At 63.8% G+C, this 25,021-nt stretch carries 24 protein-coding genes, 4 tRNA genes and 1 rRNA gene; 7 read left to right on the top strand and 22 right to left on the bottom strand.

Annotation, left to right across the window (positions count from 1 at the left end; genetic code table 11):
- Positions 1 to 35 precede the first annotated feature (35 nt).
- From JZZ72_RS23960 to JZZ72_RS23950, 3 genes are all read left to right on the top strand, one after another.
- The gene (locus JZZ72_RS23960) at positions 36 to 665 is read left to right on the top strand and encodes a DUF1780 domain-containing protein (RefSeq protein WP_043860323.1); all 630 of its coding nucleotides are present in this window, start codon (positions 36 to 38) and stop codon (positions 663 to 665) included.
- A 168-nt stretch (positions 666 to 833) separates the two neighbouring features.
- Positions 834 to 1,007, top strand: a complete 174-nt coding sequence (locus JZZ72_RS23955) for a DUF3094 family protein (RefSeq protein ID WP_043860322.1) — start codon at positions 834 to 836, stop codon at positions 1,005 to 1,007.
- A 90-nt stretch (positions 1,008 to 1,097) separates the two neighbouring features.
- Positions 1,098 to 2,393 (top strand): NAD(P)/FAD-dependent oxidoreductase, encoded by a 1,296-nt coding sequence (locus JZZ72_RS23950; protein ID WP_210015268.1) that lies wholly within the window; start codon positions 1,098 to 1,100, stop codon positions 2,391 to 2,393.
- A 227-nt stretch (positions 2,394 to 2,620) separates the two neighbouring features.
- Here the strand turns inward: JZZ72_RS23950 and JZZ72_RS23945 are convergent.
- The 7 genes from JZZ72_RS23945 to rluD all read right to left on the bottom strand — a co-directional run bounded on the left by JZZ72_RS23945 (position 2,621) and on the right by rluD (position 7,732).
- Positions 2,621 to 2,697: transfer RNA gene (locus JZZ72_RS23945), tRNA-Pro, on the bottom strand.
- Positions 2,698 to 2,796: 99 nt separating this feature from the next.
- Positions 2,797 to 2,872 (bottom strand) — tRNA-Lys (locus JZZ72_RS23940).
- A gap of 5 nt (positions 2,873 to 2,877) precedes the next feature.
- Positions 2,878 to 2,954 (bottom strand) — tRNA-Pro (locus tag JZZ72_RS23935).
- Positions 2,955 to 2,964: 10 nt separating this feature from the next.
- A tRNA-Asn gene (locus JZZ72_RS23930) sits at positions 2,965 to 3,040 on the bottom strand.
- 302 nt (positions 3,041 to 3,342) lie between these two features.
- Positions 3,343 to 5,907: an ATP-dependent chaperone ClpB gene (gene clpB, locus JZZ72_RS23925; protein WP_043860320.1), complete on the bottom strand. Its 2,565-nt coding sequence runs from the start codon at positions 5,905 to 5,907 to the stop codon at positions 3,343 to 3,345.
- 125 nt (positions 5,908 to 6,032) lie between these two features.
- On the bottom strand, positions 6,033 to 6,773 hold the full coding sequence (gene pgeF, locus JZZ72_RS23920; protein ID WP_210015267.1) for a peptidoglycan editing factor PgeF: 741 nt from the start codon (positions 6,771 to 6,773) through the stop codon (positions 6,033 to 6,035).
- A complete protein-coding gene (rluD, locus tag JZZ72_RS23915) occupies positions 6,770 to 7,732 on the bottom strand; it encodes a 23S rRNA pseudouridine(1911/1915/1917) synthase RluD (RefSeq protein WP_043860318.1) in 963 nt (320 codons plus the stop codon). Before rluD ends, pgeF begins: the two co-directional genes overlap by 4 nt.
- A gap of 150 nt (positions 7,733 to 7,882) precedes the next feature.
- Here rluD and JZZ72_RS23910 point away from each other — a divergent pair, with 150 nt between their 5' ends.
- Both JZZ72_RS23910 and JZZ72_RS23905 read left to right on the top strand, forming a co-directional pair.
- The gene (locus JZZ72_RS23910; protein ID WP_043860317.1) at positions 7,883 to 8,905 is read left to right on the top strand and encodes an outer membrane protein assembly factor BamD; all 1,023 of its coding nucleotides are present in this window, start codon (positions 7,883 to 7,885) and stop codon (positions 8,903 to 8,905) included.
- 98 nt (positions 8,906 to 9,003) lie between these two features.
- Complete coding sequence (locus tag JZZ72_RS23905) at positions 9,004 to 9,240, top strand: PP0621 family protein (RefSeq protein WP_043860316.1); 237 nt, start codon at positions 9,004 to 9,006, stop codon at positions 9,238 to 9,240.
- A 41-nt stretch (positions 9,241 to 9,281) separates the two neighbouring features.
- Here the strand turns inward: JZZ72_RS23905 and thiO are convergent, their stop codons facing one another.
- Genes thiO through pilV form a run of 5 tightly spaced genes read right to left on the bottom strand, consistent with a single transcriptional unit; the run spans position 9,282 to position 12,388 of the window.
- Positions 9,282 to 10,379, bottom strand: a complete 1,098-nt coding sequence (gene thiO / locus JZZ72_RS23900) for a glycine oxidase ThiO (RefSeq protein WP_210015266.1) — start codon at positions 10,377 to 10,379, stop codon at positions 9,282 to 9,284.
- 29 nt (positions 10,380 to 10,408) lie between these two features.
- The gene (locus tag JZZ72_RS23895) at positions 10,409 to 10,819 is read right to left on the bottom strand and encodes a type IV pilin protein (RefSeq protein ID WP_196932539.1); all 411 of its coding nucleotides are present in this window, start codon (positions 10,817 to 10,819) and stop codon (positions 10,409 to 10,411) included.
- Between the two features lie 11 nt (positions 10,820 to 10,830).
- A complete protein-coding gene (locus JZZ72_RS23890; RefSeq protein WP_210015265.1) occupies positions 10,831 to 11,343 on the bottom strand; it encodes a pilus assembly PilX family protein in 513 nt (170 codons plus the stop codon).
- Entirely contained in the window at positions 11,340 to 12,044 is a 705-nt protein-coding gene (locus JZZ72_RS23885; RefSeq protein WP_210015264.1) for a PilW family protein, read from the bottom strand. The genes JZZ72_RS23890 and JZZ72_RS23885 overlap by 4 nt, the downstream gene beginning before the upstream one ends.
- Positions 12,041 to 12,388, bottom strand: a complete 348-nt coding sequence (gene pilV / locus JZZ72_RS23880; protein WP_058540800.1) for a type IV pilus modification protein PilV — start codon at positions 12,386 to 12,388, stop codon at positions 12,041 to 12,043. Before pilV ends, JZZ72_RS23885 begins: the two co-directional genes overlap by 4 nt.
- Positions 12,389 to 12,525: 137 nt before the next feature.
- Here pilV and JZZ72_RS23875 point away from each other — a divergent pair, with 137 nt between their 5' ends.
- A complete protein-coding gene (locus JZZ72_RS23875) occupies positions 12,526 to 13,002 on the top strand; it encodes a GspH/FimT family pseudopilin (RefSeq protein WP_229589858.1) in 477 nt (158 codons plus the stop codon).
- Here JZZ72_RS23875 and ispH read toward each other — a convergent pair.
- The 6 genes from ispH to murJ all read right to left on the bottom strand — a co-directional run bounded on the left by ispH (position 12,991) and on the right by murJ (position 20,326).
- Positions 12,991 to 13,938 carry a 4-hydroxy-3-methylbut-2-enyl diphosphate reductase gene (gene ispH / locus JZZ72_RS23870; RefSeq protein WP_043860310.1) on the bottom strand — a complete coding sequence of 316 codons (948 nt, stop codon included), beginning with the start codon at positions 13,936 to 13,938 and terminating at the stop codon, positions 12,991 to 12,993. The genes JZZ72_RS23875 and ispH overlap by 12 nt on opposite strands.
- A gap of 14 nt (positions 13,939 to 13,952) precedes the next feature.
- The gene (gene fkpB / locus JZZ72_RS23865; RefSeq protein WP_054914918.1) at positions 13,953 to 14,390 is read right to left on the bottom strand and encodes an FKBP-type peptidyl-prolyl cis-trans isomerase; all 438 of its coding nucleotides are present in this window, start codon (positions 14,388 to 14,390) and stop codon (positions 13,953 to 13,955) included.
- A complete protein-coding gene (lspA, locus tag JZZ72_RS23860) occupies positions 14,383 to 14,898 on the bottom strand; it encodes a signal peptidase II (RefSeq protein ID WP_043860308.1) in 516 nt (171 codons plus the stop codon). Before lspA ends, fkpB begins: the two co-directional genes overlap by 8 nt.
- Entirely contained in the window at positions 14,891 to 17,722 is a 2,832-nt protein-coding gene (gene ileS / locus JZZ72_RS23855; protein WP_043860307.1) for an isoleucine--tRNA ligase, read from the bottom strand. The genes lspA and ileS overlap by 8 nt, the downstream gene beginning before the upstream one ends.
- On the bottom strand, positions 17,719 to 18,669 hold the full coding sequence (ribF, locus tag JZZ72_RS23850) for a bifunctional riboflavin kinase/FAD synthetase (RefSeq protein ID WP_054914919.1): 951 nt from the start codon (positions 18,667 to 18,669) through the stop codon (positions 17,719 to 17,721). Before ribF ends, ileS begins: the two co-directional genes overlap by 4 nt.
- Before the next feature lie 118 nt (positions 18,670 to 18,787).
- A complete protein-coding gene (gene murJ, locus JZZ72_RS23845; RefSeq protein ID WP_043860305.1) occupies positions 18,788 to 20,326 on the bottom strand; it encodes a murein biosynthesis integral membrane protein MurJ in 1,539 nt (512 codons plus the stop codon).
- Between the two features lie 251 nt (positions 20,327 to 20,577).
- On the opposite strand from murJ, the gene rpsT reads away from it, so the two are divergent.
- Positions 20,578 to 20,856 (top strand): 30S ribosomal protein S20, encoded by a 279-nt coding sequence (gene rpsT, locus JZZ72_RS23840; RefSeq protein WP_043860304.1) that lies wholly within the window; start codon positions 20,578 to 20,580, stop codon positions 20,854 to 20,856.
- 143 nt (positions 20,857 to 20,999) lie between these two features.
- Here the strand turns inward: rpsT and JZZ72_RS23835 are convergent, their stop codons facing one another.
- The 4 genes from JZZ72_RS23835 to rrf form a co-directional block, all read right to left on the bottom strand.
- The gene (locus JZZ72_RS23835) at positions 21,000 to 23,300 is read right to left on the bottom strand and encodes a PqiB family protein (protein ID WP_078479466.1); all 2,301 of its coding nucleotides are present in this window, start codon (positions 23,298 to 23,300) and stop codon (positions 21,000 to 21,002) included.
- On the bottom strand, positions 23,293 to 23,916 hold the full coding sequence (locus JZZ72_RS23830; RefSeq protein WP_104572943.1) for a paraquat-inducible protein A: 624 nt from the start codon (positions 23,914 to 23,916) through the stop codon (positions 23,293 to 23,295). The genes JZZ72_RS23835 and JZZ72_RS23830 overlap by 8 nt, the downstream gene beginning before the upstream one ends.
- A complete protein-coding gene (locus JZZ72_RS23825; RefSeq protein ID WP_043860301.1) occupies positions 23,903 to 24,562 on the bottom strand; it encodes a paraquat-inducible protein A in 660 nt (219 codons plus the stop codon). The genes JZZ72_RS23830 and JZZ72_RS23825 overlap by 14 nt, the downstream gene beginning before the upstream one ends.
- A gap of 151 nt (positions 24,563 to 24,713) precedes the next feature.
- Positions 24,714 to 24,829 (bottom strand): 5S ribosomal RNA (rrf, locus tag JZZ72_RS23820).
- Positions 24,830 to 25,021 lie beyond the last annotated feature (192 nt).

The raw sequence follows: 25,021 nt of genomic DNA, 5'->3' as shown, positions 1-25,021 counted from the left end.
AGCGTTGTCATGATTTGGGCGCTAAGCTTGTGCCCATGGATGACTCAGACTACCTGCGCCTGCTAACCATTCAGGCCGAACAAGCCAATGCGTTCCTGTCCAATGCCCGCAAATGGGAGCGCGAGCGTTGGGTATGCCAGCGCCTGCTGCAAGGCCTGAACATCCCTTACCGCAGCGAGGACTTCACCGCCGCCGGTCAGGAGCCACCCGACGTGCTGTTTCGCGATGCCGCCTTCGAGGTGTTTTTCGTGCTCGACGAAGGGCGCCGGCTCAACGACGAATGGCGCGAAGAACTGCAGCGCCGGCGCAGCGCGTTTTCCCTCGCGCAGCTGGTAAGGCGCGAGGCCCGGCCGCGACGCATCAGTGCGCAGGAGCTGCTGCAGCGCCTGGCGCCCACCCTGCGCAAGAAGTCGCACAACTACCGCGAACGCAACCTGGACCTGGGCGAACTGGACATCATTGCCTTCGCCAGCCTCAAGCGCGAAGTGCTCGACCTCAACAGCCACTTCCCGCCGCCCACCGAGTACCTGCGCCAGGGCTGGCGCTCCCTGTCGCTGGTGGGCCCGACCTTCGCCCGGGTGCTGTTCGCCCACCCCGATGCGCCGGATTTTCTGCGCGCCAACCTGGGGCGCAGCATCGTCTTCGACGTGGGGATCAGCCTGTGATCGCTGCCCCCTGCCAAAGCGGGATGGCATAAATGCGGCGCGGGTGATACAAAGCGCAATCATTCGCTGTCACGAGCGCTTCGATCCCCCAGGTAAGCCTTTGGCGACGGACTACAGTGAACACTGTAGCGTTCCCACAGTCACATGCGTCTACCTGACGAGGCCTCCATGACCAGCCGCCTGAACCCCGAAGACCAGCGACGAGTCGATGAATACCTGCGTGCCCCCCAACACCAAGTCGAGCGCAAGCCTTTCAGGCCATGGCTGCTCCTTGCTCTGGTGGTGGGCGTGACGATCAGCCTTGGCCTGTTGAGCCGCCTCCTGAGCCATCTGGTGCTATGAGCTGCCTTGCGCTCGCCCAAACCGCCCGCCCTGCGCGGCCGGCCACTCAGGACCCAACCCAGAATTCCGCAAACCTTATGAGATATCCCCATGACTCACCGTATCGTGATTGTCGGCGGCGGCGCCGGCGGCCTGGAACTGGCGACCCGCCTGGGTAAGACCCTGGGCAAGCGCGGCACTGCCGTGATTACCCTGGTCGACGCCAACCTGACCCACATCTGGAAGCCGCTGCTGCACGAAGTGGCGGCCGGTTCGCTCAATTCCTCCGAAGACGAGCTCAACTACGTGGCCCAGGCCAAGTGGAACCACTTCCAGTTCCAGCTGGGGCGCATGAGCGGCCTGGAGCGTTCGAGCAAGCAGATCCAGCTGGCCGCCACCCTCGACGAGGACGGCCGCGAGCTGCTGCCGGCGCGCACCCTGGCGTATGACACGCTGGTGATCGCGGTGGGCAGCAACACCAACGACTTCGGCACCCTGGGTGCGGCGCAGCATTGCCTGTTCCTCGACACCCGCAAGCAGGCCGAGCGCTTCCACCAGCAGTTGCTCAACCACTACCTGCGCGCCCATGCCGGCGACCTTGCCAGCGAGAAGATCAGCGTGGCGATCGTGGGTGCCGGTGCCACCGGCGTGGAACTGGCGGCCGAGCTGCACCATGCCGCCCACGAACTGGCCGCCTATGGCCTGGACCGCATCCAGCCCAAGGACATGCAGATCACCCTGATCGAGGCCGGCCCACGGGTGTTGCCGGCGCTGCCCGAGCGCATCAGCGTGCCGGTGCACAAAACCCTGGAAAAACTCGGCGTGACGGTGCTGACCAACGCGTCGGTGAGCGAGGTCACCGCAGACTCGCTCAAGACCGCCAACGGCGAGGTGATCCACGCCAGCCTCAAGGTGTGGGCGGCCGGTATCCGCGCCCCGGCGTTCCTCAAGGACATCGACGGGCTGGAAACCAACCGCATCAACCAACTGGTGGTGCGCCCTACCCTGCAGACCACCCTGGACGATGACATCTTCGCGTTCGGCGACTGCGCCGCCTGCCCGCAGCCGGGCAGCGACCGCAATGTGCCGCCGCGCGCCCAGGCCGCCCACCAGCAGGCCTCGCTGCTGGCCAAAGGGCTCAAGGCGCGCCTGGAGGGCAAGCCGTTGCCCACCTACGCGTACCGCGACTACGGCTCGCTGGTCTCGCTGTCGCGCTTCTCGGCAGTGGGCAACCTGATGGGCAACCTCACCGGCAGCGTGATGCTCGAAGGCTGGCTGGCGCGGATGTTCTATGTGTCGCTTTACCGCATGCACCAGATGGCGCTGTATGGCACCTTCCGCACGCTGATGCTGATGCTCGGCAGCCGTATCGGCCGCGGTACCGAACCCCGCCTCAAGCTGCACTGACGGCTACCCCCGTCCGCCCCGGCGCCCTGCCGGGGCCGGATGGGCGCCAGGCCACTGGCGTGCGGTTGACCCGGAGCGAGCTGTATTTCGACGAGGCGCGGATGCGCGCACTACAGCCCCCTGCAGGAGGTACTGGGCATAGGCAGTACCGCCAGCTGGCTGCACACGCGCTAAACCCCGCGCAAACGAAAAAGGGCACCTTTTGCAAGGTGCCCTTTTTCTGAAGATGGTCGGGGTAAGGGGATTCGAACTCCTGACATCCTGCTCCCAAAGCAGGCGCGCTACCGGACTGCGCTATACCCCGGTAAAAAAAAGACACCGATTAAGGTGCCTTTTTTAATGGCTGGACGCTAATGGCGTACCAACCTTTTAAGATTCAAACCCAGCGAACCGGATTCAAAAATGGTGGGTCGTGTAGGATTCGAACCTACGACCAATTGGTTAAAAGCCAACTGCTCTACCAACTGAGCTAACGACCCAAATATGGTCGGGGTAAGGGGATTCGAACTCCTGACATCCTGCTCCCAAAGCAGGCGCGCTACCGGACTGCGCTATACCCCGGTTTGAAATTTGGCTCCGCGACCAGGACTCGAACCTGGGACCCAATGATTAACAGTCATTTGCTCTACCGACTGAGCTATCGCGGAACTATCAATTTCAAGTACAACTTGCTGCAATTTCGAAAACTGTATCGCTACCGCTTCGAACTCTTCGACCTTGTGCATCGCTGCGTTCATGTCTCTGAGGCGCGCTATTCTACAATCTTCAAAACCCTTGTCAACCCTTAATTTGCATTCAACACACTGATTTGCAACTTTTTTTCAGATTCCCACTTCTGCCGGAAACCTGCGGGGTGACATACAGCGGGGCGCACTTTACAAGCACTCGAAGCAAAATGCAAAGAAAAAAGGCCTCGAAAATCGAGGCCTTAGCGTAACCCGCCGAAAACTCAGGCAAAGACGATCTCTTCGCCCTCCAGCTTGGCGGTGATGCTGCTGCCCGGCATGAACTGACCTGACAGAATCAGTTGCGCCAGCGGGTTCTCGATCCAGCGCTGGATCGCCCGTTTCAGCGGCCGTGCGCCATACACCGGGTCGTAACCGACCGCGATCAGCTTGTCGAGGGCCTCGGGGCTCAGCTCCAGGCTCAGCTCGCGTTCGGCCAGACGGCTGCGCAGACGCGACAGCTGGATCTGGGTGATACCGGCGATCTGGTCGCGACCCAGAGGCTCGAACACCACCACTTCGTCGATACGGTTGACGAACTCGGGGCGGAAATGCGAACCCACCGCGTCCATCACCGCAGCGCGCTGCGCCTCGCGATCACCCACCAGTTCCTGGATCTGTGCCGACCCCAGGTTGGAGGTCATCACAATCACCGTGTTGCGAAAGTCCACGGTACGGCCATGACTGTCGGTAAGGCGACCGTCTTCAAGCACTTGCAGCAACACGTTGAACACGTCCGGGTGGGCCTTCTCGACCTCGTCCAGCAGCACTACCGCATAGGGTTTGCGCCGCACGGCTTCGGTCAGGTAGCCGCCCTCTTCGTAACCCACGTAGCCTGGCGGTGCACCAATCAGCCGCGCCACGGAATGTTTCTCCATGAACTCGGACATGTCGATACGCACCATGGCCTCTTCGGTGTCGAACAGAAACTCGGCCAGCGCCTTGCACAGCTCGGTTTTACCCACACCGGTAGGGCCCAGGAACAGGAACGAACCACTTGGCCGGTTAGGGTCGGACAACCCGGCCCGCGAACGACGCACCGCGTTGGCCACGGCCACCACGGCCTCTTCCTGGCCGATCACGCGCTGGTGCAGCAGGCTTTCCATCTTCAGCAGCTTTTCGCGCTCGCCTTCGAGCATCTTGGATACCGGGATACCGGTCCACTTCGACACCACCTCGGCGATCTCTTCCTCGGTCACCTTGTTGCGCAGCAACTGGTTTTCGGCCTTGCCATGCTGGTCGACCATCTGCAGGCTGCGCTCCAGGTCCGGGATCACCCCGTACTGCAGCTCGGCCATGCGGCTCAGGTCGCCCTTGCGGCGGGCGGTTTCCAGCTCCTGACGGGACTGCTCGATCTTTTGCTGGATCTGCGCAGAGCCCTGCACTTCGGCTTTTTCCGAGGTCCAGATCTCTTCCAGGTCGGAGTATTCACGCTCCAGCCGCACGATCTCCTCGGTCAGCTTCTCGAGGCGCTTGAGGGCCGCCTCGTCGTCTTCCTTCTTCAGCGCCTGGGATTCCACCTTCAGTTGAATCAGGCGACGCTCCAGACGGTCGAGCACCTCGGGCTTGGAGTCGATCTCCATGCGGATGCGGCTGGCCGCCTCGTCGATCAGGTCAATGGCCTTGTCGGGCAACTGACGATCGGTGATGTAGCGATGGCTGAGCTTGGCCGCGGCAATGATCGCGCCGTCGGTGATCGCCACCTTGTGGTGCACCTCGTAACGCTCCTTGAGGCCACGCAGGATGGCGATGGTGTCTTCCTCGCTCGGCTCCTCTACCAATACCTTCTGGAACCGACGCTCCAGCGCCGCATCCTTCTCGATGTACTGGCGGTACTCGTTCAGCGTGGTGGCACCGACGCAGTGCAGCTCGCCGCGCGCCAGCGCAGGCTTGAGCATGTTGCCGGCATCCATGGAGCCTTCGCCTTTACCGGCACCCACCATGGTGTGCAGCTCGTCGATGAACAGGATGATCTGGCCTTCCTGCTTGGACAGCTCGTTGAGCAGGCCTTTGAGGCGCTCTTCGAACTCGCCGCGGAACTTGGCGCCGGCAATCAGCGCGCCCATGTCCAGCGACAGCAGGCGCTTGCCCTTCAGACCATCGGGCACTTCGCCATTGATGATGCGCTGGGCCAGGCCTTCGGCGATGGCAGTTTTACCCACGCCAGGCTCACCGATGAGCACCGGGTTGTTCTTGGTACGGCGTTGCAGCACCTGGATGGTGCGACGGATCTCGTCGTCACGGCCGATCACCGGGTCGAGCTTGCCGTCTTCGGCACGCTTGGTCAGGTCGACGGTGTACTTGTCCAGGGCCTGACGCGATTCCTCGGCGTTGGGGTCGTTCACCGCTTCGCCGCCGCGCAGGTTGCTGATGGCGTTTTCAAGCGCCTTCTTGCTCACGCCCTGGCCGAGCAGCAACTTGCCGAGCTTGCTGTTCTCGTCCATGGCCGCCAGCAGCACGAGCTCGCTGGAGATGAACTGGTCGCCCTTCTGCTGGGCCAGGCGGTCGGCCTGGTTGAGCAGGCGTGCCAGGTCCTGCGACATGTTGACGTCGCCGGTAGGGTTCTGGATTTTTGGCAACTGGTCGAGTTCTTTGCCCAGTTCCTTGCGCAGGCTGTTGACGTCGAAGCCCACCTGCATCAACAGGGGCTTGATCGAACCACCCTGCTGGTCGATCAGCGCCTGCAACAGGTGCGCAGGCTCGATCGCGGGGTGATCCATGCCAACCGCCAGGGACTGGGAGTCGGATAACGCCAGTTGCAGCTTGCTGGTCAAACGGTCTATTCGCATAACTTACCTTCCTTTAATGGGCAGGCCGGAGCGATGGACACACCTGATGAAGAAAAACCTGCCTGAGATACCCCTATAGATAAGGGTGATTGTGGAAGATTCAAGCGTAGCGGGCTTGATCCAGGTCAGCGAGGCGCCAGCCAGATCAGCGAAGCGAAGCGCCCGGTAACGGGGCTGCGACGGTAGGAATAGAAGCGTGGGTCGCTCACGGTGCACAGGCCGCCGCCATACACGGCAGTGATGCCACGGGCCGCCAGGCGAATGCGCGCCAGTGCATAGATGTCGGCCATGAACTTGCCGGGCTGCGCCCCCGCCACGAAGGCGCTGGCACTTTCCGGATGAACGGTCATGAAGGCTTCGCGCACTTCGCCGCCCACCTCGAATGCCTGGGGCCCGATGGCCGGGCCCAGCCATACCAGCACCTCGCTGGCCGGTACGCCCAGCGCATCGAGCGTGGCCTCCAGCACACCGCCCACCAGCCCGCGCCAGCCGGCATGGGCAGCGCCCACGCGGGTGCCGGCGCGGTCGCAGAACAGTACCGGCAGGCAGTCGGCGGTCATGGACGTGCAGGCGATGCCGGGGGTGCTGGTGCAGCTGGCGTCGGCTTCGGCAACCAGCGCCGGGTCGGCCTCGACCACATCGATGCCGTGCACCTGCTTGAGCCAGGCAGGCTGGGTGCCGAACTGCGCGGTCAGGCGCCGACGGTTTTCGGCCACTGCGGCCTGGGCGTCACCGACGTGGTCGCCCAGGTTCAACGAATCGTAGGGCGCCTGGCTCACGCCGCCGCCCCGGGTGGTGACGCACGCCTTGACCCAGGCTGGCGCAGGCCAGTCGGGGGTCAGCAGGTGGTGCGTCAGCGGGCTCATCCGACGAAGGCCTCGCGGTCCTGCTTGAGCAGCGACAGCAGCCACACGAAGTCGTCCGGCAGGGACGACTCCCAGCCCATGCGCTCACCGGTCACCGGGTGATCCAGCTCCAGGAAGCGTGCGTGCAGGGCCTGGCGCGGGAAGGTCTTGAGCGCGTCGACCATGGTCACGCTGGCCGCCGGCGGGATGCGGAAGCGCCCGCCGTACACCGGGTCGCCGACCAACGGGAAGTTGACGTGGGCCATGTGCACGCGGATCTGGTGGGTACGCCCGGTTTCCAGCTTGACGCGCACGTGGGTGTGCGAGCGGAAGCGTTCGAGCACGCGATAGTGGCTGACGGCCTGCTTGCCGCCCTCCATCACCGCCATGCGCTGGCGCTGCTGGCCGTGACGACCGATCGGGGCGTTGATCTTGCCGCCTGCGGTAACCACGCCGATCACGATGCATTCATAGATGCGGCTGACGCTGCGACTTTGCAACTGGGCTACCAGCTGGGTCTGCGCCTGAATGGTCTTGGCCACCACCATCAGACCGGTGGTGTCCTTGTCGAGGCGGTGCACGATGCCGGCGCGCGGCACGTTGATGATGTCCGGCACGTGGTGCAGCAGGGCATTGAGCAGGGTGCCGTCGGCATGACCGGCAGCCGGGTGCACCACAAGCCCGGCCGGCTTGTTGATGACCAGGATGTGCTCGTCTTCGTAGACGATGTCCAGTTCGATGTCCTGCGCCACCCACTCGCCCTGGGCTTCCTGCTCGGCGTCAAGCGCCAGCAGGGCGCCGCCATGGACGATGTCGCGCGGACGCACGACGTTGCCATCGACGGTCAGTAGGCCTTCTTTGATCCAGGCGGAAAGGCGCGAGCGCGAGTGCTCGGCAAACAGTTGGGCGGCGACTTGGTCGAGGCGTTGCCCGCCCAATTCGGACGGTACCTCTGCGCGAAGTTCAATTTTCTCGGACATGCTCGAATCAGGCGGAGGCACAGCCTTTGGTTTCAGCTGCACGCTTGTGGTTAAATACGGCGTCTTTTGCCCCGAGGGTTCCAACGGGGTGCTCATCATAACAGGACGGCCTCGCCCAAGACAGCAGCCGTCATAGGGACGCAAGCCGCCATGCAAGTGAAACACCTGCTGCTGATCGCCATCCTCGGACTCACCGCTGCTTGTTCTTCGAAGGAAGTCGTCGACGAAAACCTCAGCGAAACCGAGCTGTACCAGCAGGCGCAGGCCGACCTGGACAACCACAGCTATACCAGCGCCACCTCCAAGCTAAAGGCCCTGGAGTCGCGGTACCCGTTCGGCCGCTATGCCGACCAGGCGCAGCTGGAGCTGATCTACGCGAACTACAAGAACGCCGAGCCCGAGGCTGCCAAGTCGGCTGCCGAGCGCTTTATCCGCCTGCATCCGCAGCATCCGAACGTCGACTACGCCTATTACCTCAAGGGCCTGACCTCGTTCGACCAGGACCGCGGCCTGCTGGCGCGCTTCCTGCCGCTGGACATGACCAAGCGTGACCCGGGCGCTGCGCGTGACTCGTACAACGAGTTCGCCCAGCTCACCAGCCGCTTCCCCAACAGCCGCTACGCGCCGGACGCCAAGCAGCGCATGATCTACCTGCGCAACCTGCTGGCCTCCTACGAGATCCACGTGGCCGACTACTACCTGACCCGTCAGGCGTATGTCGCCGCCGCCAACCGTGGCCGCTACGTGGTGGAAAACTTCCAGGAAACCCCATCGGTCGGTGACGGCCTGGCGGTGATGACCGAAGCCTACATGCGTCTGCACCTGGACGAACTGGCAGCCACCAGCCTGGAAACCCTGAAACTCAACTACCCCGATCACCCGAGCCTAAAAGACGGCCAGTTCGTGCCGCAGCAGGACGAGGCGGACAACCGCTCGTGGCTGTCCAAGGCCACCCTGGGCCTGATCTCCAGCGCGCCGCCGCTGCCGCCAGGCCAGACCCGCGCCAACCAGGACGTGCAGAAGCAGTACCAGGACGCCAAAGACGCGATCCCGCAGGAACTGCTGCCCAAGGACGAAAATGGCGACGTGATCGAAGAAGAAAACCACGAAGCCGAAGGCAACAACGAAGACCGCTCGTGGTTCAGCTACATGACCTTTGGCGTATTCGACTGACACGCCATACGGTGAATGAAAAAGGGAGGCCTGATGGCCTCCCTTTTTTGTTGCCAGGCCCTAAACTGGGGGCTCTTCATTCGACAAAGCTGGACACCATGGTTCGCCTAATTCTCTGGATTGCCCTGATTGCTGCTGCGTTCTGGTTGTGGCGCAAGTTCAAGGCCGGCACTGCTGCCGATACTCGCCCTACCCTCGATGACCCGCTGAAGATGGTGCGCTGCGCCCATTGCGGCGTGCACCTGCCCACCGACCGTGCCTTGCACCGGGGCCAGCTGTGGTATTGCAGCCCGGCGCATCTGGAGCAGGGGCCCAACGATACCCGCCAGGGCTGAGGGCCCCTTCGCCGGCCAGGCCGGCTTCCACATGCCTGCTGTTACAGCAGGCGCGGCCCCGGCGCGTACGGCGCCGGGTCGATGATCGGCGCACGCCCCAGCAGCAGGTCGGCGAACAACCGGCAGGACGCCGGCGCCAGCACCAGCCCGTTGCGGTAATGCCCGCAGTTCAACCACAAGCCTTCATGCCCGGGCACCTGGCCGATGTACGGCACACCTTCCGGTGAGCCTGGCCGCAACCCCGCCCAATGCCCGACCGGCGTGGCATCGGCCAGCGCCGGCAGCAATTCGATGGCCGAGGCCTTCAGGCTCGCCAGCGCCGCTTCGGTGGGCGTCTTGTCATAGCCTGCATGCTCCAGTGTGCTGCCGACCAGAATGTGCCCGTCACGCCGTGGGATCGCGTAGCGCCCCTTGGCCAGCACCATGCTCGGCAGGAAATCCTCCGCACACTTGAACAGGATCATCTGCCCTTTCACCGGCTCCACCGGCAGTTCCAGGCCCAGCGGGCGCAGCAGGTCGCCACTCCAGGCCCCCGCCGTAAGCACCACCTGATCGGCACGGATCGGGCCATCGACGGTTTCAACGCCGCAAATACGCTCGCCCTCGCGGCTGAACCCGGTGATTTCACAATGCTCGCGAAGGGTCACGTTCGGCAGGGCCTGCAACGCCGCCTTGAGCGACTTGACCAGGCGCGGGTTGCGCACGTTCGCCACACCCGCCATGTAGATGGCCCGCTCGAAACCCGGCCCCAGCACGGGCACCGCCGCATAGGCGCGGGCCACATCCACTGCACTCAACGGGCGTCCCTCGCGGGCCGCCCAGGCCAGCGCCTGGGCTTCATCGTCCAGGTCCAACCAGTACAGGCCGGTGGTATGCACCTCGGGGTCTACACCGGTGCTGGCGAACAGACGCTCGCCCAGCTGCGGATAGAAGTCCTGCGACCAATGCGCCAGCGCAGTAACCGCCGGGCTGTAGCGCCACGGGTACAACGGCGACACGATCCCGCCCCCGGCCCAGGAAGACTCCTGGCCGAGCGCGCCCTTGTCGCACACCACCACCTGCTCGACATCGGCCGCCAGGTTGAACGCAGTCAGCAGGCCGATCACCCCACCGCCGACAATCACTACTTGCTTGGTCATCTATTGGTCCAGTACCCGTATGAAAGACGTCAGTTACCCCAGCAGCCCCCGTTCGCCTCGTTGCTGGCACCGGGGTTGCCGCGCACACCCTGGTGATCGAGCTCGAAGTCGCCACAGGCGTCGCCGGCCATCAGCCCTCCAGCATGACGCCGGGCCAGCAGGCTGAAACCCTCGGCCTCGCGGCTGGCGTGCAGGCTGTAATGGCCTGTGCCGGGGGGCAACGGGGTGATCACGGCGTCGGTATCGGCATACTGGCCCGTGCGGGCGCGGTGGCGCTCCAGGTGCTGCGCACTGTCGAACAGCAGCCCCACGACCTCGCTGCGTGCGGCTCTTTTCACCGTGTCGCGGTAGCTGGGGTAGGCAATGCCCGCCAGAATGCCGACCACGGCGACGACAATCAACAGTTCGATCAGGCTCAGGCCCTGATGAGTTCGCGGCATGTTGTGCGCCCCTAGTGGATCTGCCGCCACAAGATACGTTGCGCCGACCACTCAGCCGACACCACTGGCTGCGCCAGCACGCTCTCCAGCACCACCCGCGCCTGCTGCTGACGCCCCACGGCAGTCACCCGAAGCAGCTGCACCTCAAGGCCGTCCGGCAGCCGCGCGGGGCGCGAGCTGCGGCCCAGGTTCTGTACCAGGAAGAAGCCAGGCCCTTGCGCCTGCCAGCCCAGCCCGGAGCTTGGCCCCGCCCCGCCCTGCACACCGGCGGCGCGTACCCTGGGTGCCTCCGGCGGCGGCAGGCAGTACACGCACGGGCCCGGTGGCTCAAGCCCCGCCAGCACACGGGCCTCGGCGAGCCGCAACGTGGCTTCCGCCGCTTCGAACGCCTGCAATGCCATCACCAGGTTGCCGGCCATGCGTGCCTGCAAGGCGGCACTGTGCAGCACCGAAACACCCAGCAGGCCGCACAGCAGCATCAGCACCAGGCACACCAGCAGCGCCATGCCCCGTTGCAGCTTCATGGCAGGCGGTTACGCACGGCGGCGACCATCTGATAGGTTTGCGCGCGCACCCGTTCAGCGGGGTGGTCCAGGGTCAGGCGCAGGCGGATGCTGCGAATGCGCGAAGGGTCGGGCACCGCCGTCATCCAGGCCAGCTCACCGCCCTCGCCCGCCACGCCCAGGTCAACCTGCAGCCGGCTGACATGTTCGATCAGCACCGCGTGGCTGCCCCCACTGGCGAGCAGCAGTTGCCCGTCCACCAGGCGGTACACCTGCTGACGAACCGGCAAGGCGAACTGGTGTGGCCCGGGCAACCGCTCGCCTGCCTGCACCTGGGCGGTGCTCAGGCAGTCGGTGAGCAGCGTCCAGTTGGGCGGGCCACCGGCCTCCCCACCCTGCACGCCAACCAGGCTCAGGCTGCGCAGGGTGCCGTCAGGCTCGAGGCTGACACTGATCGGCAGGGCAAATGTCGCGGCAATGGCAGGGTCAGCAAAGCTGATTGCCTCGCGCCGCAGGCAGCCGAATGCGCCGGCCATGCGGATGTCACGGGCCATGCGCTGCAGCGCAAAGCGCGCATCCTCCTGCAACTGCGCAAGTGCGCCCTGCGCCTGCCAACCCTGCAGCGCACCGATGAACAGGCGACTGCCGGCCAGCACCAGCAGCACGCCCAGGCTCAACGCCAGCAGCGCCTCGACAAGGCCGAAACCGGTGTCGCGCCTCATGGTCCCACCTGCCCCTGCACAGCAAGGCCACCGCCCTGCCAGTGCAGGTCGAGTGCGAGCCCATTGCCCGCCTGGCGCACCTGTGCCTGCGCGGACGCGCCGGCCACCTTTACCAGCTCGCGTTGCAAGGCGCGGGCCTCCCCGCCCGTCAGCCCGCCCGCAGCGCGCGCGCCTTCGAGCAGGGCTTGGGCCAGGTACAGCGCCTGGGTGGTACGCAGCGCGCCGTCGGTGCCGTGCAACGCCCGCCCTTGCAGCGCAGCCGCCGCCATTACCCCCAGTGACAGCACCAGCAGCGCCACCATCACTTCGATCAGGGTCATGCCCTGCTGCAGCCTCCTGGCCATGTTCGCCTCCTGCGAAATTTCCCCATGTGATTGCCTACCCGGCCGACTGGACGCCCAACCGAGCGGCACTGAATCTAAAGAGAAGCACTTCCAGGGAGGGATGCACGATGGGGCAACAGGGCGTAACACTGATACAAATGATGTATGCGCTGGGGCTGATCGCGGCGCTGACGCAGTTAGGGCTGCCGGCCTACAGCGCCATGAGCGTGAGCCTACAGCGCGAGGCCAGCGCGCAGAACCTTGCCCAGGCCTTGCGCAGCGCCCGCAGCGAAGCCCTGCTGCGCAATCAGCGAGTCAGCCTGACGGCCCTGGAGGGCGACTGGAGCAAGGGATGGCGAATGAGCGCCGACGATGAAGGCTTGCTGCACGAGTACCGTGCCAGCGGGAAGGTTCGTGTGGTGGGCAATCAGCCGCTGGCGCGGCAGGTGCATTTCAGCGGGCTGGGGGTACCGCTGCAGGCGGGCGGTGCGTTCCAGGCCGGGACCCTGCACGTGTGCGAAAGTCCCGGAACCCGGAGCCTGCATCAGGTGGTGCTGTCACGCACCGGGCGGGTCAGCCTGCGCCACCTCGCCACCGATCAGCCGCTGTGCGCGGCCGCCGGGTCAGATCAGTGAACGCACCCTCAGCTCCTTGGGCATCGAGAACGTTACATTCTCTTCGCGACCATCGAGCTCGTCGGCACCTGTGGCGCCCCACTCCTGCAACTGCGCGATCACGCCACGCACCAGCACTTCGGGGGCGGAGGCGCCGGCGGTGATGCCGATACGCTCGACACCGTCGAACCAGCTGCGCTGCATGTCTTCTGCACCGTCGATCAGGTAGGCCGGGGTGGCCATGCGCTCGGCCAGCTCACGCAGGCGGTTGGAGTTGGAGCTGTTCGGGCTGCCCACCACCAGTACCACGTCGCACTCGTCAGCCAGTTGCTTGACCGCATCCTGGCGGTTCTGGGTGGCGTAGCAGATGTCGTCCTTGCGCGGCCCGCCAATGCTGGGGAAGCGCGTGCGCAGCGCATCGATGACGCGGCTGGTGTCGTCCATCGACAGGGTGGTCTGGGTCACGAAGGCCAGGCGTTCGGGGTCACGAACCTGCAGGTTGGCGACATCCTCTTCGTCTTCGACCAGGTAGATCGAACCGCCATTGCTGGCGTCGTACTGGCCCATGGTGCCTTCGACCTCGGGGTGCCCTTCGTGGCCGATCAGGATGCATTCCTTGCCATCGCGACTGTACTTGGCCACCTCGATGTGCACCTTGGTCACCAGCGGGCAGGTCGCGTCGAAGACCTTGAGGCCGCGCCCCGCCGCCTCCTGGCGCACGGCCTGGGAAACGCCGTGAGCACTGAAGATGACGATGACGTCATTGGGCACCTGGTCGAGCTCTTCGACGAAGATTGCCCCGCGCGCGCGCAGGTCTTCGACCACGAACTTGTTGTGCACCACTTCGTGACGCACATAGATCGGCGGGCCGAACACCTCGAGGGCGCGATTGACGATTTCGATCGCCCGGTCCACGCCGGCGCAGAAGCCGCGTGGGTTGGCGAGTTTGATCTGCATGGCTGACTCCTGGCTCAAAGGGCCTTGACTGCGAGGATTTCCACCTCGAAGTTCAGGGTCTTGCCGGCCAGCGGGTGGTTGAAGTCGATGGTCACCTGCGCGTCATCGAACGCCTTCACCACGCCGGGCAACTCGGCGTTGGCCGCGTCGTTGAAAATCACCAGCAGGCCCTCGGACAACTCCATGTCCTGGAACTGCGAGCGGGGAATGATCTGCACGTTCTGCGGGTTCGGCTGACCGAAGGCATTCTCCGGTGCCACGCTGACGGTGCGCTTGTCGCCGGCCTTGAAGCCGAAGATAGCGGCTTCGAAGCCCGGCAGCAGGTTGCCGTCGCCGACCTTGAACACCGCCGGAGCTTTCTCGAAGGTGCTGTCGACAGTATCACCGTTTTCCAGGTGCAGCGCGAAGTGCAGGGTGACTTCGGTGTTCTGGCCGATACGGGTATCAGTCATGGACGGGTTCTCCGGACTTTTTGCTCTTGAACATATCCAGCGCCAGCATCACGGCGCCCACGCTGATGGCGCTGTCGGCCAGGTTGAAGGCCGGGAAGTACCAGCGGTTCTGCCAGTGCACGAGGATGAAGTCGACCACGTGGCCGAGCACGATGCGGTCGTACAGGTTGCCCAGCGCACCGCCCAGCACCAGGGCCAACGCAACGGCCAGCCAGGTGTCGTCGCGGCCCAGGCGCTTGAGCCACACCACCAGCACCGCACTGACCACCAGGGCGATCAGGGCGAACAGCCAGCGCTGCCAGCCGGAACTGTCGGCCAGGAAGCTGAAGGCCGCACCGGTGTTGTAGGCCAAGGTCCAGCTGAAGTAGTCGGGGATGACCACGATCTGCTGGTACAGGCTCAGCGCACCTTCGAAGTAGTGCTTGCTGGCCTGGTCCAGGACCAGTACCAGCAGGCTCAGCCACAGCCAGGCGAGGCGCCCGAAGCGCCCCACGTTGGGGTTAGGCATAGTGACGCACCTCACCTTTGCCGCTGATGTTGTCGACGCAACGACCGCAGATTTCCGGATGCTCCGGGTTCACGCCCACGTCGGCGCGGAAGTGCCAGCAACGGCCGCACTTGGCGTGACCCGACTTGACCACCTTGAGCTTGAGGCCGGCCACTTCGGTAACCACGGCATCGGCCGGGGCTTCGACGAACGGCGCCACGCTGGCTGCCGAGGTGATCAGCACGAACCGCAGTTCGTTGCCCAGCTTGTTCAGGTCGGTGCTCAGGGCCTCGTCGGCGAACAGGGTGACTTCGGCTTGCAGGTTGCCGCCGATGGCCTTGGCCGCACGCTGGTTCTCCAGCTCCTTGTTGACCGCAGCCTTGACGGCCATCACGCGGTCCCAGTAGGCGCGGTCCAGCTCGATGCCTTCCGGCAGCTCGGTCAGGCCCTGGTACCAGGTGTTGAGCATGACCGACTCGTTGCGCTCGCCCGGCAGGTACTGCCACAGCTCGTCGGCGGTGAACGCCAGGATCGGTGCGATCCAGCGCACCAGCGCTTCGCTGATGTGGTACAGCGCGGTCTGGCACGAGCGGCGCGCGACACTGTTGGCGCCGGTGGTGTACTGGCGGTCCTTGATGATGTCGAGGTAGAAACCGCCCAGCTCCTGCACGCAGAAGTTGTGGATCTTGGAGTAGACGTTCCAGAAACGGTACTCGCCGTAGTGCTCTTCCAGCTCGCGCTGCAGCAGCAGGGTACGGTCGACCGCCCAGCGGTCCAGCGCCAGCATGTCGTCGGCCGGCAGCAGGTCGCGGGCCGGGTCGAAGCCGGACAGGTTGGAGAGCAGGAAGCGCGCGGTGTTGCGGATGCGCCGGTAGGCGTCGGCGCTGCGCTGCAGGATCTGGTCGGAAACCGCCATCTCGCCGGAGTAGTCGGTGGCCGATACCCACAGGCGCATGATGTCGGCACCCAGGGTGTCGTTGACCTTCTGCGGCTCGATGGTGTTGCCTAGCGACTTGGACATCTTGCGGCCGTTCTCGTCCACGGTGAAGCCGTGGGTCAGCAGCTCGCGGTACGGGGCATGGCCGTCGATGGCGCAGCCGGTGAGCAGCGAGGAGTGGAACCAGCCGCGGTGCTGGTCGGAACCTTCCAGGTACAGGTCGGCGCGCGGGCCGCTTTCGTGGCCGATGTTGTGCGAGCCACGCAGCACGTGCCAGTGGGTGGTACCGGAGTCGAACCACACGTCCAGGGTGTCGGCGATCTTGTCGTACTGGCCGGCTTCGTCACCGAGCAGTTCGGCGGCGTCCATCTTGAACCAGGCTTCGATGCCCTCGAGCTCGACGCGCTGGGCCACCTGCTCCATCAGTTCGACGGTGCGCGGGTGCAGTTCACCGGTCTGCTTGTGCAGGAAGAACGGGATCGGCACACCCCAGTTGCGCTGACGCGAGATGCACCAGTCCGGGCGGTTGGCGATCATCGAATGCAGGCGCGCCTGGCCCCAGGCCGGCACGAACTTGGTTTCTTCGATGGCGTTGAGGGCGCGCTTGCGCAGGGTTTCGCCGCTGTCAGGCTGCTTGTCCATGCCCACGAACCACTGCGCGGTGGCGCGGTAGATCAGCGGAGTCTTGTGGCGCCAGCAGTGCATGTAGCTGTGGCTGATGGTGTCGGTGAACATCAGCGCGCCCACTTCGGCGAGCTTGTCGACGATGTGCGGGTTGGCTTTCCAGATGAACTGGCCACCGAAGAATTCCAGCGAGTCGACGTACACGCCGTTGCTCTGCACCGGGGTGAGGATGTCGTCGTTGACCATGCCGTAGCGCTTGCAGGTCACGAAGTCGTCTTCACCGTAGGCCGGGGCCGAGTGGACCACGCCGGTACCGGCGCCCAGCTCGACGTACTCGGCCAGGTAGACCGGCGACAGGCGATCGTACAGAGGGTGACGGAAGTTGATCAGCTCCAGTGCAGAGCCCGGCGCGGTGGCGATCACCGAACCTTCCAGCGAGTAGCGCTTGAGGCAGGCTTCGACCAGCTCTTCGGCCAGCACCAGCAGCTTGTCGCCGACGTCCACCAGGGCATAGCTGAACTCGGGGTGCACGTTCAGCGCCTGGTTGGCGGGGATGGTCCACGGGGTGGTGGTCCAGATCACGATGGCGGCGGGCTTGGCCAGCGACGACAGGCCGAAGGCCTGGGCCAGCCGCGCTTCGTCGGCCACGTTGAAGGCCACGTCGATGGTCTGGGACTTCTTATCGGCGTATTCGACCTCGGCTTCGGCCAGGGCCGAACCGCAATCGAAGCACCAGTTCACGGGCTTGAGGCCCTTGAACACGAAACCGTGCTTGACCATTTCGGCCAGGGCGCGGATTTCGCCGGCTTCGTTGGCGAAGTCCATGGTCTTGTAGGGGTTGTCCCAGTCACCCAGCACGCCCAGGCGGATGAATTCCTTCTTCTGCCCTTCGATCTGCTCGGCCGCGTAGGCACGGCACAGCTCGCGGGTCTTGTCCGCAGTGAGGTGCTTGCCGTGGGTCACTTCGACCTTGTGCTCGATCGGCAGGCCATGGCAGTCCCAACCCGGCACGTACGGCGCATCGTAGCCGGCCAGGGTCTTGGACCGCGAGATCATGTCCTTGAGAATCTTGTTGAGCGCGTGACCGATGTGGATCTTGCCGTTGGCGTAGGGCGGGCCGTCGTGCAGCACGAACTTCGGACGATCCTTGCCAATTTCGCGCAGCTTCTGGTACAGGCCAATGCTGTCCCAGCGCTGCAGGATCTGCGGTTCGCGCTGTGGCAGGCCGGCCTTCATCGGGAAGGCGGTGTCCGGAAGGTTTAGCGTGGCTTTATAGTCGGTCATTTCAGGCTCTTCGTTAGCGGTTGACCGTGCCAATGGGCACGTGCGGCGGCGATATCCGCATCGATCGCCGACTTCAGCGCCTCCAGGGAGGCGAATCGCTGCTCATCGCGCAGCTTGTGGTGGAATTCCACCGTGAGACGCCGGCCATACAGATCGCCGGCAAAATCCAGGAGATGCACTTCCAGGTGGGCGCGGCCATCACCTGCAACGCTGGGGCGCACGCCGATGTTGGCGACACCCGGCCACGCCTGGCCATCGAGTTCGACGCTGACCAGGTACACCCCGGTGAGCGGTACGCGATGACGCTTGAGTTGTATGTTGGCCGTGGGCCAACCCAGCTGGCGCGCCAGCTTCTGCCCATGCAGCACCCGGCCGCGGATGCGGAACGGGCGGCCCAGCAGACGCTCGGCCACGGCAAAGTCGGCACGCGCCAGTGCTTCGCGCACCTGCGTGCTGCTGACCCGCAGGCCCTCGAGCTCCACGGTTTGCGCCGCTTCCACGGTGAAGCCGTGGCGCAGGCCGGCCTGCTGCAGGAACGTGAAGTCACCCACCCGGTCGCAGCCGAACCGGAAGTCGTCACCGACCTCCAGGTGCTGCACGCCCAGGCCGTCGACCAGGATGGTGTCGACGAATTCGGCGGCGCTGAGCTTGCACAGGCGCTGGTTGAACGCCAGGCACAGCACCCGGTCGATGCCTTCGGCGGCCAACAGGGCGACCTTGTCGTGCAGGCGGGCCAGGCGCGCAGGCGCGGTGTCCGGTGCAAAGTACTCACGCGGCTGTGGCTCGAAAATCACCACGCAGCTGGGTACGCCCAGCGCTACCGCGCGCTCACGCAAACGCGCCAGGATAGCCTGGTGACCGCGGTGAACACCGTCGAAGTTGCCGATAGTGGCAACACAGCCCCGATGCTCGGGGCGAAGGTTGTGAAGGCCTCGAACCAGCTGCATAACGCGCTTCTTGCTCATAAAGTGGTCGATTATAACCACACCCGGCCGCCGACGACAGGCAGCAGCGCGATGCCAGGGCGTCTAAAACACAAAACCGACGCCTGACCCGCGCCGGCCATCAGTGCAGCGCCTTGCGGGCGAAGTCCCGTGGACGAAAACCAAACAGGTACAGGCAACCGAAATAGGTCACCACGCCTGCGCCAATCAGTACGCCCAGGCGCAGGAACCGCTCGAGCATGTGCCCCTGCTCCCAGGCAGGCATGTACCACATGCCGGCCACCAGCACACCGGCCATCAGCAGTACGGCCACCAGCAACTTGAGCAGGTAGGCGGTCCAGCCCGGCTGCGGCTCGAACAGGTTCTGCTGGCGCAGCTTCCAGTACAGCAGGCCGGCATTGAGGCAGGCGCCGACACTGATCGCCAGGGCCAGCCCGGCATGCTGCAGGTAGCCGATGAACACCAGGTTGAGCAGTTGCGTGGCCACCAGGGTGAAGATGGCGATCTTTACCGGTGTACGGATGTTCTGCTGGGCATAGAAGCCAGGGGCGAGCACCTTGACCAGAATGATGCCGAGCAGGCCGACCGAGTAGGCGATCAGCGCGCGCTGGGTCATGGCGGCATCGAAGGCGGTGAACTTGCCGTACTGGAACAGGGCCACCGTCAGTGGCTCGGACAAAATTGCCAGGGCAAAGGTGCAAGGCAACACCAGCAAGAAGCACAGGCGCAGGCCCCAGTCGAGGATGCGCGAATACTCGTGGCGATCCTTGCTGGCGTAGGTCTTGGCCAGGGTCGGCAGCAGGATGGTGCCCAGCGCCACGCCCAGCACCCCGGAGGGCAGCTCCATCAGGCGGTCGGCGTAGTACATCCACGACACCGAGCCGGCCACCAGAAACGAGGCGAAGATGGTGTTGATGATCAGCGAGATCTGGCTTACCGACACCCCGAGGATGGCAGGCAGCATCTGCTTGAGCACGCGCCATACCCCGGTATCGCGCAGGTTCAGGCGGGGCAGCACGAGCATGCCGATCTTTTTGAGGTGCGGCAGCTGGTACAGCAGCTGCAACAGGCCGCCGGCCAGTACCGCCCAGCCCAGGGCCATCACCGGCGGATCGAAGTACGGGGTGAGGAACAGCGCGAAGAAGATCATCGCGACGTTGAGCAGGGTCGGCACGAAGGCCGGTACCGAGAAACGGTTCCAGGTGTTGAGGATGGCGCCCGCCAGGGACGACAGCGAGATCAGCAATATATAAGGAAAGGTCACACGCAGCAGGTCGGTGGTCAGCTCGAACTTCTCGGCGCTGTCGACGAAGCCCGGCGCGGTGACCCACACCACCCAGGGTGCGGCCAGGATCCCCAGCGCCGTGACCACCGCCAGCACCAGGGTCAGCAGGCCGGCGACATAGGCCACGAAGGTGCGGGTCGCCTCCTCGCCCTGCTGGCTTTTGTATTCGGCCAGGATCGGCACGAACGCCTGAGAAAACGCCCCCTCGGCAAAGATTCGCCGCAGCAGGTTGGGCAGCTTGAAGGCAATGAAAAAGGCGTCGGTGGCAACACCGGCGCCGAAGATGCGCGCCAGGATGGTATCGCGGACAAAGCCCAGCACGCGCGACACCATGGTGATGGAACTGACTGCAGCCAGGGACTTGAGGAGATTCATCGAAAGATTTTCATGCCATATGGATGAAGGAGAGGCCTAAACGGCATCCAAGTATGCGATACTCCGCCGCGCAAAGCAGACAGAGCAAAACTCCCGAGTTTACAGGTCATGCGCCAGAAGGGAATCATCCCCTCCAGCGAATCGACCGCTCAGCGGAACCTAACAAGCGCCCTTGACAACCGATCAACTCATCGGCATGATTCGCGGCCTATTTTGTTTGCTATTTACCAAGTCTTTCGAGGAGCTCGACGGTGGCCAACTCACCTTCCGCCAAAAAACGTGCAAAACAGGCTGAGAAGCGTCGCAGCCACAACGCCAGCCTGCGTTCCATGGTTCGCACCTACATCAAGAATGTAGTCAAGGCCATCGACGCAAAAGACGCCGAAAAAGCGCAAGCTGCTTACATCCTGGCTGTTCCAGTTATCGACCGCATGGCCGATAAAGGCATCATCCACAAGAACAAGGCTGCTCGCCATAAAGGCCGTCTGAATGGCCACATCAAGGCACTGAAGATTGCTGCAGCTGCCTAAGCGACGCTTGTTAAAAAACCGACCCTAGGGTCGGTTTTTTATTGCCTGCGATTTGATGATGCCGGGAAGACAGGGCCGCTCCCTTCGCCGACCAGGCTGACTCCTGCAGGAGACGGCCTGGTCGGCGAAGGGCTATGCCTTGCCTACTTGCCGAGCGGGATCTTCGGCGCCCATTGCAGCCATTCGTCCTCGGCCTTGTCGAACAGGGCAAAGGTCTGCTGCGGCAACGCTGCGTTGCCCATCTTGTCGCCGTCTGGCGTGGCGAAGGCAATGCCACCCTCGATCAGGGTCTCCAGCGACTCGGTACGCACCGTAGCGCCCTTGAACAGGCCGATATCGAAGCCGAAGCCACTGCTGTTCCAGAAACGGCTGCCACCGCGCACGAGCGAGGCGTAGCGTGGCTCGATCAGGATATGGATCAGCACGCGATCCGCTGTCTGCCCCAGCTCGTACCCCGTGACCTTGCCCACCGGCACTTCACGGTAGGTGACCGGCACACCGACCTTGATCGACCCGCGTCGAGCAGCGCTGAGCACCACCGGCAGGCCAGCCTCGCGAGCGGTCAGGTCCGGTGGCTCGGGCAAGGCCACGAAGTTGCGCTGCGGGCCCTGATTCTTCGCCGCCGGTTGCACTTCAAGGTACTGACCGGTGACCAGCGTCTCCAGGTTGGCCGTCTTGACGATACCCAGCGCCGGCTTGACTACCCAGAACTGCGTGCCCACACGCGCAATACGCTCGGGCACCTCGGTGATCTGCGCCTTGAGCGTCACCGATTGCAGGTCCTCCGCCAGGTCCACCGCTTCGACCTTGCCGACATCCAGCCCCTTGAAGCGTATGGGGGTGCCGACCTTGAGGCCGTCCGCACGGTCCACCTTGATGGTGATGCTGGTGCCCTTGCGATCCGCCGCTTCCTGGTTGGCCAGCAGGCGGAAGGTGGGGATACGACGCTTGAGCGGTACATTCTGTTTCGGCGTATCGAAGGCGATGCCACCGGCCATCAGGCTCTGCAGCGACTCGCTCTTGATCTGGATGCCCGACAGGCCGCCAGTCAGGGTAATGCCGCTGGCGTTCCAGAAACGCGTCGAACCATTGACCAGGTTGGCGTACTCGGGCTCGATGTGCACGCCAATCAGCAGGCGTTGCTGCTTCCTGGAGAACTGGTAGCTTTGCACGCTACCCACCTTTACCTGCCGATACAGGATCGGGCTGCCAACCTCGAGCGAGCCCAGGTTGTCGCTGAACAGCACAAGGTGCAGGCCGGGCGCCTTCAGATCGAGGGGCGGGGCCTTGGCCCGGGCTTCGAATTCACGCTGAGGCGAGGCGCCCTTGTCGCCGGGGCGAATAGCAATGTAGTTGCCCTTTACCAACGCCTCCAGGCCGGTGATACCCGCCAGGGAGATCGACGGCTTGACCACCCAGAACTGGGTGCCTTCGACCAGGTAGTCCTCGGCCAGCGGGTCCAGGGTCAGCTCGGCCATGGCGCTGGAGAGGTCGGCATCGACCTTCAGGGCTTTCAGCGAACCTACCTGTATACCTTTGTACATGACCGGCGTACGGCCCGCCTGCAGGCCCTCGAAGTCGCTCAGCTTGACCTTGACCCGGATACCCGCCTGGGCGGCGTCGAAGTCTTCGAAAAGACGGAACGGCAGGTTCGGGTCGGTGGGCGGGCTGTCCTTGCGGTGCTCGGGGGTAGCGAATGCGATACCGCCGGCAACGATGCTGGCCAGCGACTCGCTGCGCACCTTCACGCCCGACAGGTTGGCATCGATGCTCACGCCGCTGGCGTTCCAGAAACGCGTGTGCTTGCGCACCAGGTCGGCATAGCCCGGCTCGATGAACACCTTGATCTCGACCGTACCCTGGTCGTCGGAGAGCTTGTAGCTCTTCACCCGGCCAACCTGGATCTGCTTGTAGAACACGGGGCTGTCACGGTTGAGCGACCCCAGGCGATCGGCCTTGAGGGTCAGATGCAGGCCGGGCACGCTGTCGGACATCGGCGGTGCTTCGCTCAACGCATTGAAACGCTTGCTCGGCTCGCCATCCCCCGGGCTCACGGCAATGTAGTTGCCTGATACCAGCGTCTCCAGCCCGGTGATCCCGGCCAGGCTCACATTTGGCTTGACCAGCCAGAAGCGAGTGTTCTTGCGCAGGTGCTCCTCGGCCACCTGGTTCATCTCGATGGTGGCGATGACACCTTTGTTGCGGCCTTTGTCGTCAAGTACCAGGCTCTTGACCTTACCCACCGACATGCCCTTGTAGACCACCTCGGTCTTGTTGGCGACGATACCCTCGCCGCTCTCGAAGCGTACCTCGATGTTCACCCCCGCTTCACGGTAGGCCTGCCAGCCGAGCCACCCACCGATCACCAATGCGATCAGGGGCAGTATCCAGATGGCCGACCAGTTCGAAGCTGGGCGGGTTTTAGCCGTAGGCAAATCACTCATGGTCGTCATCCGACTCCGTGTTATCCCAAATCAGTCGGGGATCGAAAGTTACTGCAGCAAGCATTGTCAGAATCACCACACTGGCAAAGGCGACGGCCCCCAGGTTGGCTTCGACACTGGCAATCCGGCCGAAATTCACCACCGCCACCAGGATCGCGATGACGAAGATATCCAGCATCGACCAGCGGCCGATGAATTCGATGAAGCGATACATCACGATGCGCTGGCGTGCCGACAGCGGCTGGTGGCGCTGCACCGAATACAGCAGCAGGGCGATGCCCACCAGCTTGAAGGTAGGTACCAGAATACTGGCGATGAACACCACGGCCGCGATCGGCAGCATGCCGTGCTGCATCAGGGTGATGACGCCGGACATGATGGTGTCGGGGCTGCCCTGCCCCAGGGTGCTGACCGTCATGATCGGCAGCACGTTGGCCGGTATGTACAGGATGGCCGCGGTAATCAGCAGCGCCCAGGTGCGGGCCAGGCTGTTGGGCCGGCGTGCATGCACCAGCGCCCCGCAGCGTGTGCAGGTCTGGCTGCTGGCGCCCGCCTCCTGGCGGTTGAGCTCATGACACTCGGTACAGATCAGTATTCCTGCGTCAATCGCCCGCATGCACATCTTCTCCCGACAAGGCTACCCAGATCTGGTGGGGGGACATCACCACTTCCAGCCAGACCTGAACCAGCAACAAACTAACAAAACACAGCAAGCCAAGCCCTAGGCTGAGTTCGGCCATATCCACCAGCTTGACGATGGCGACCAGTACGCCCATGAGGTAGACCTCAAGCATGCCCCAGTCGCGCATGTGGTGATAAAAACGGTAAAGAAGCAGGCCGTAGCTGCGGCCCCTGTTCAAGCGGATGGTCAGCAACACGACCAGCTGACACAGCAGCTTGAGCAGTGGAATGGCCATGCTGCACAGGAACACCACCACCGCCACGCCACCCATGCCGCTGTTGTACAGGCCGATCACACCGCTCCACACCGTGTCATCGGAGTTCTGGCCCAACAGATGGAGTTGCATGATCGGCAGAAAGTTCGCCGGCACGTAGAGCAGCAAGGCCGCCAGTACCAGGGCCAGGCTGCGCTCGACCACATTGTGCCGATGGGCGTACAACTCATAGCCGCAGCGCGGGCATTGCGCTTTTTCATCCGTCTTGAGCTCGGGCTTGCGCAGCAGCAGGTCGCATTCGTGGCACGCCACCAATTGATCCAGCGGCAAGCCTGCGAGTGAATCGCGATCGTCAGGGTCGGGCATAGAAGGGTTCTGAGTAAAAACGTCGGGGCCTATTCTAGTGTCGTTGCCCCAATTGTGGGAGCACAACCGCGCAGGAGCCAGCCTTGGCGCAGAACAGGCCACAAAGACAAAACCCCTACCTGCAGATGCAGATAGGGGTTTCGGAATTTAATCTTGACGATGACCTACTCTCACATGGGGAAACCCCACACTACCATCGGCGATGCATCGTTTCACTACTGAGTTCGGGATGGGATCAGGTGGTTCCAATGCTCTATGGTCGTCAAGAAATTCTGTTGCCAGAAGGTCTTGTTCAGACACTCCAGCGAATCGGGTATGTGATGTTTGTGAGGTACAAATCTTCGGCTTACTGTGTCTTCACAACACCGCAATCTGGTCGTTCGACGCAAATTGCTTGGGTGTTATATGGTCAAGCCTCACGGGCAATTAGTATTGGTTAGCTCAACGCCTCACAGCGCT

The organism is Pseudomonas palmensis, assembly GCF_017848315.1.
GTDB lineage: Bacteria > Pseudomonadota > Gammaproteobacteria > Pseudomonadales > Pseudomonadaceae > Aquipseudomonas > Aquipseudomonas palmensis.
This window is presented reverse-complemented; position numbering and strand designations above follow the sequence as displayed.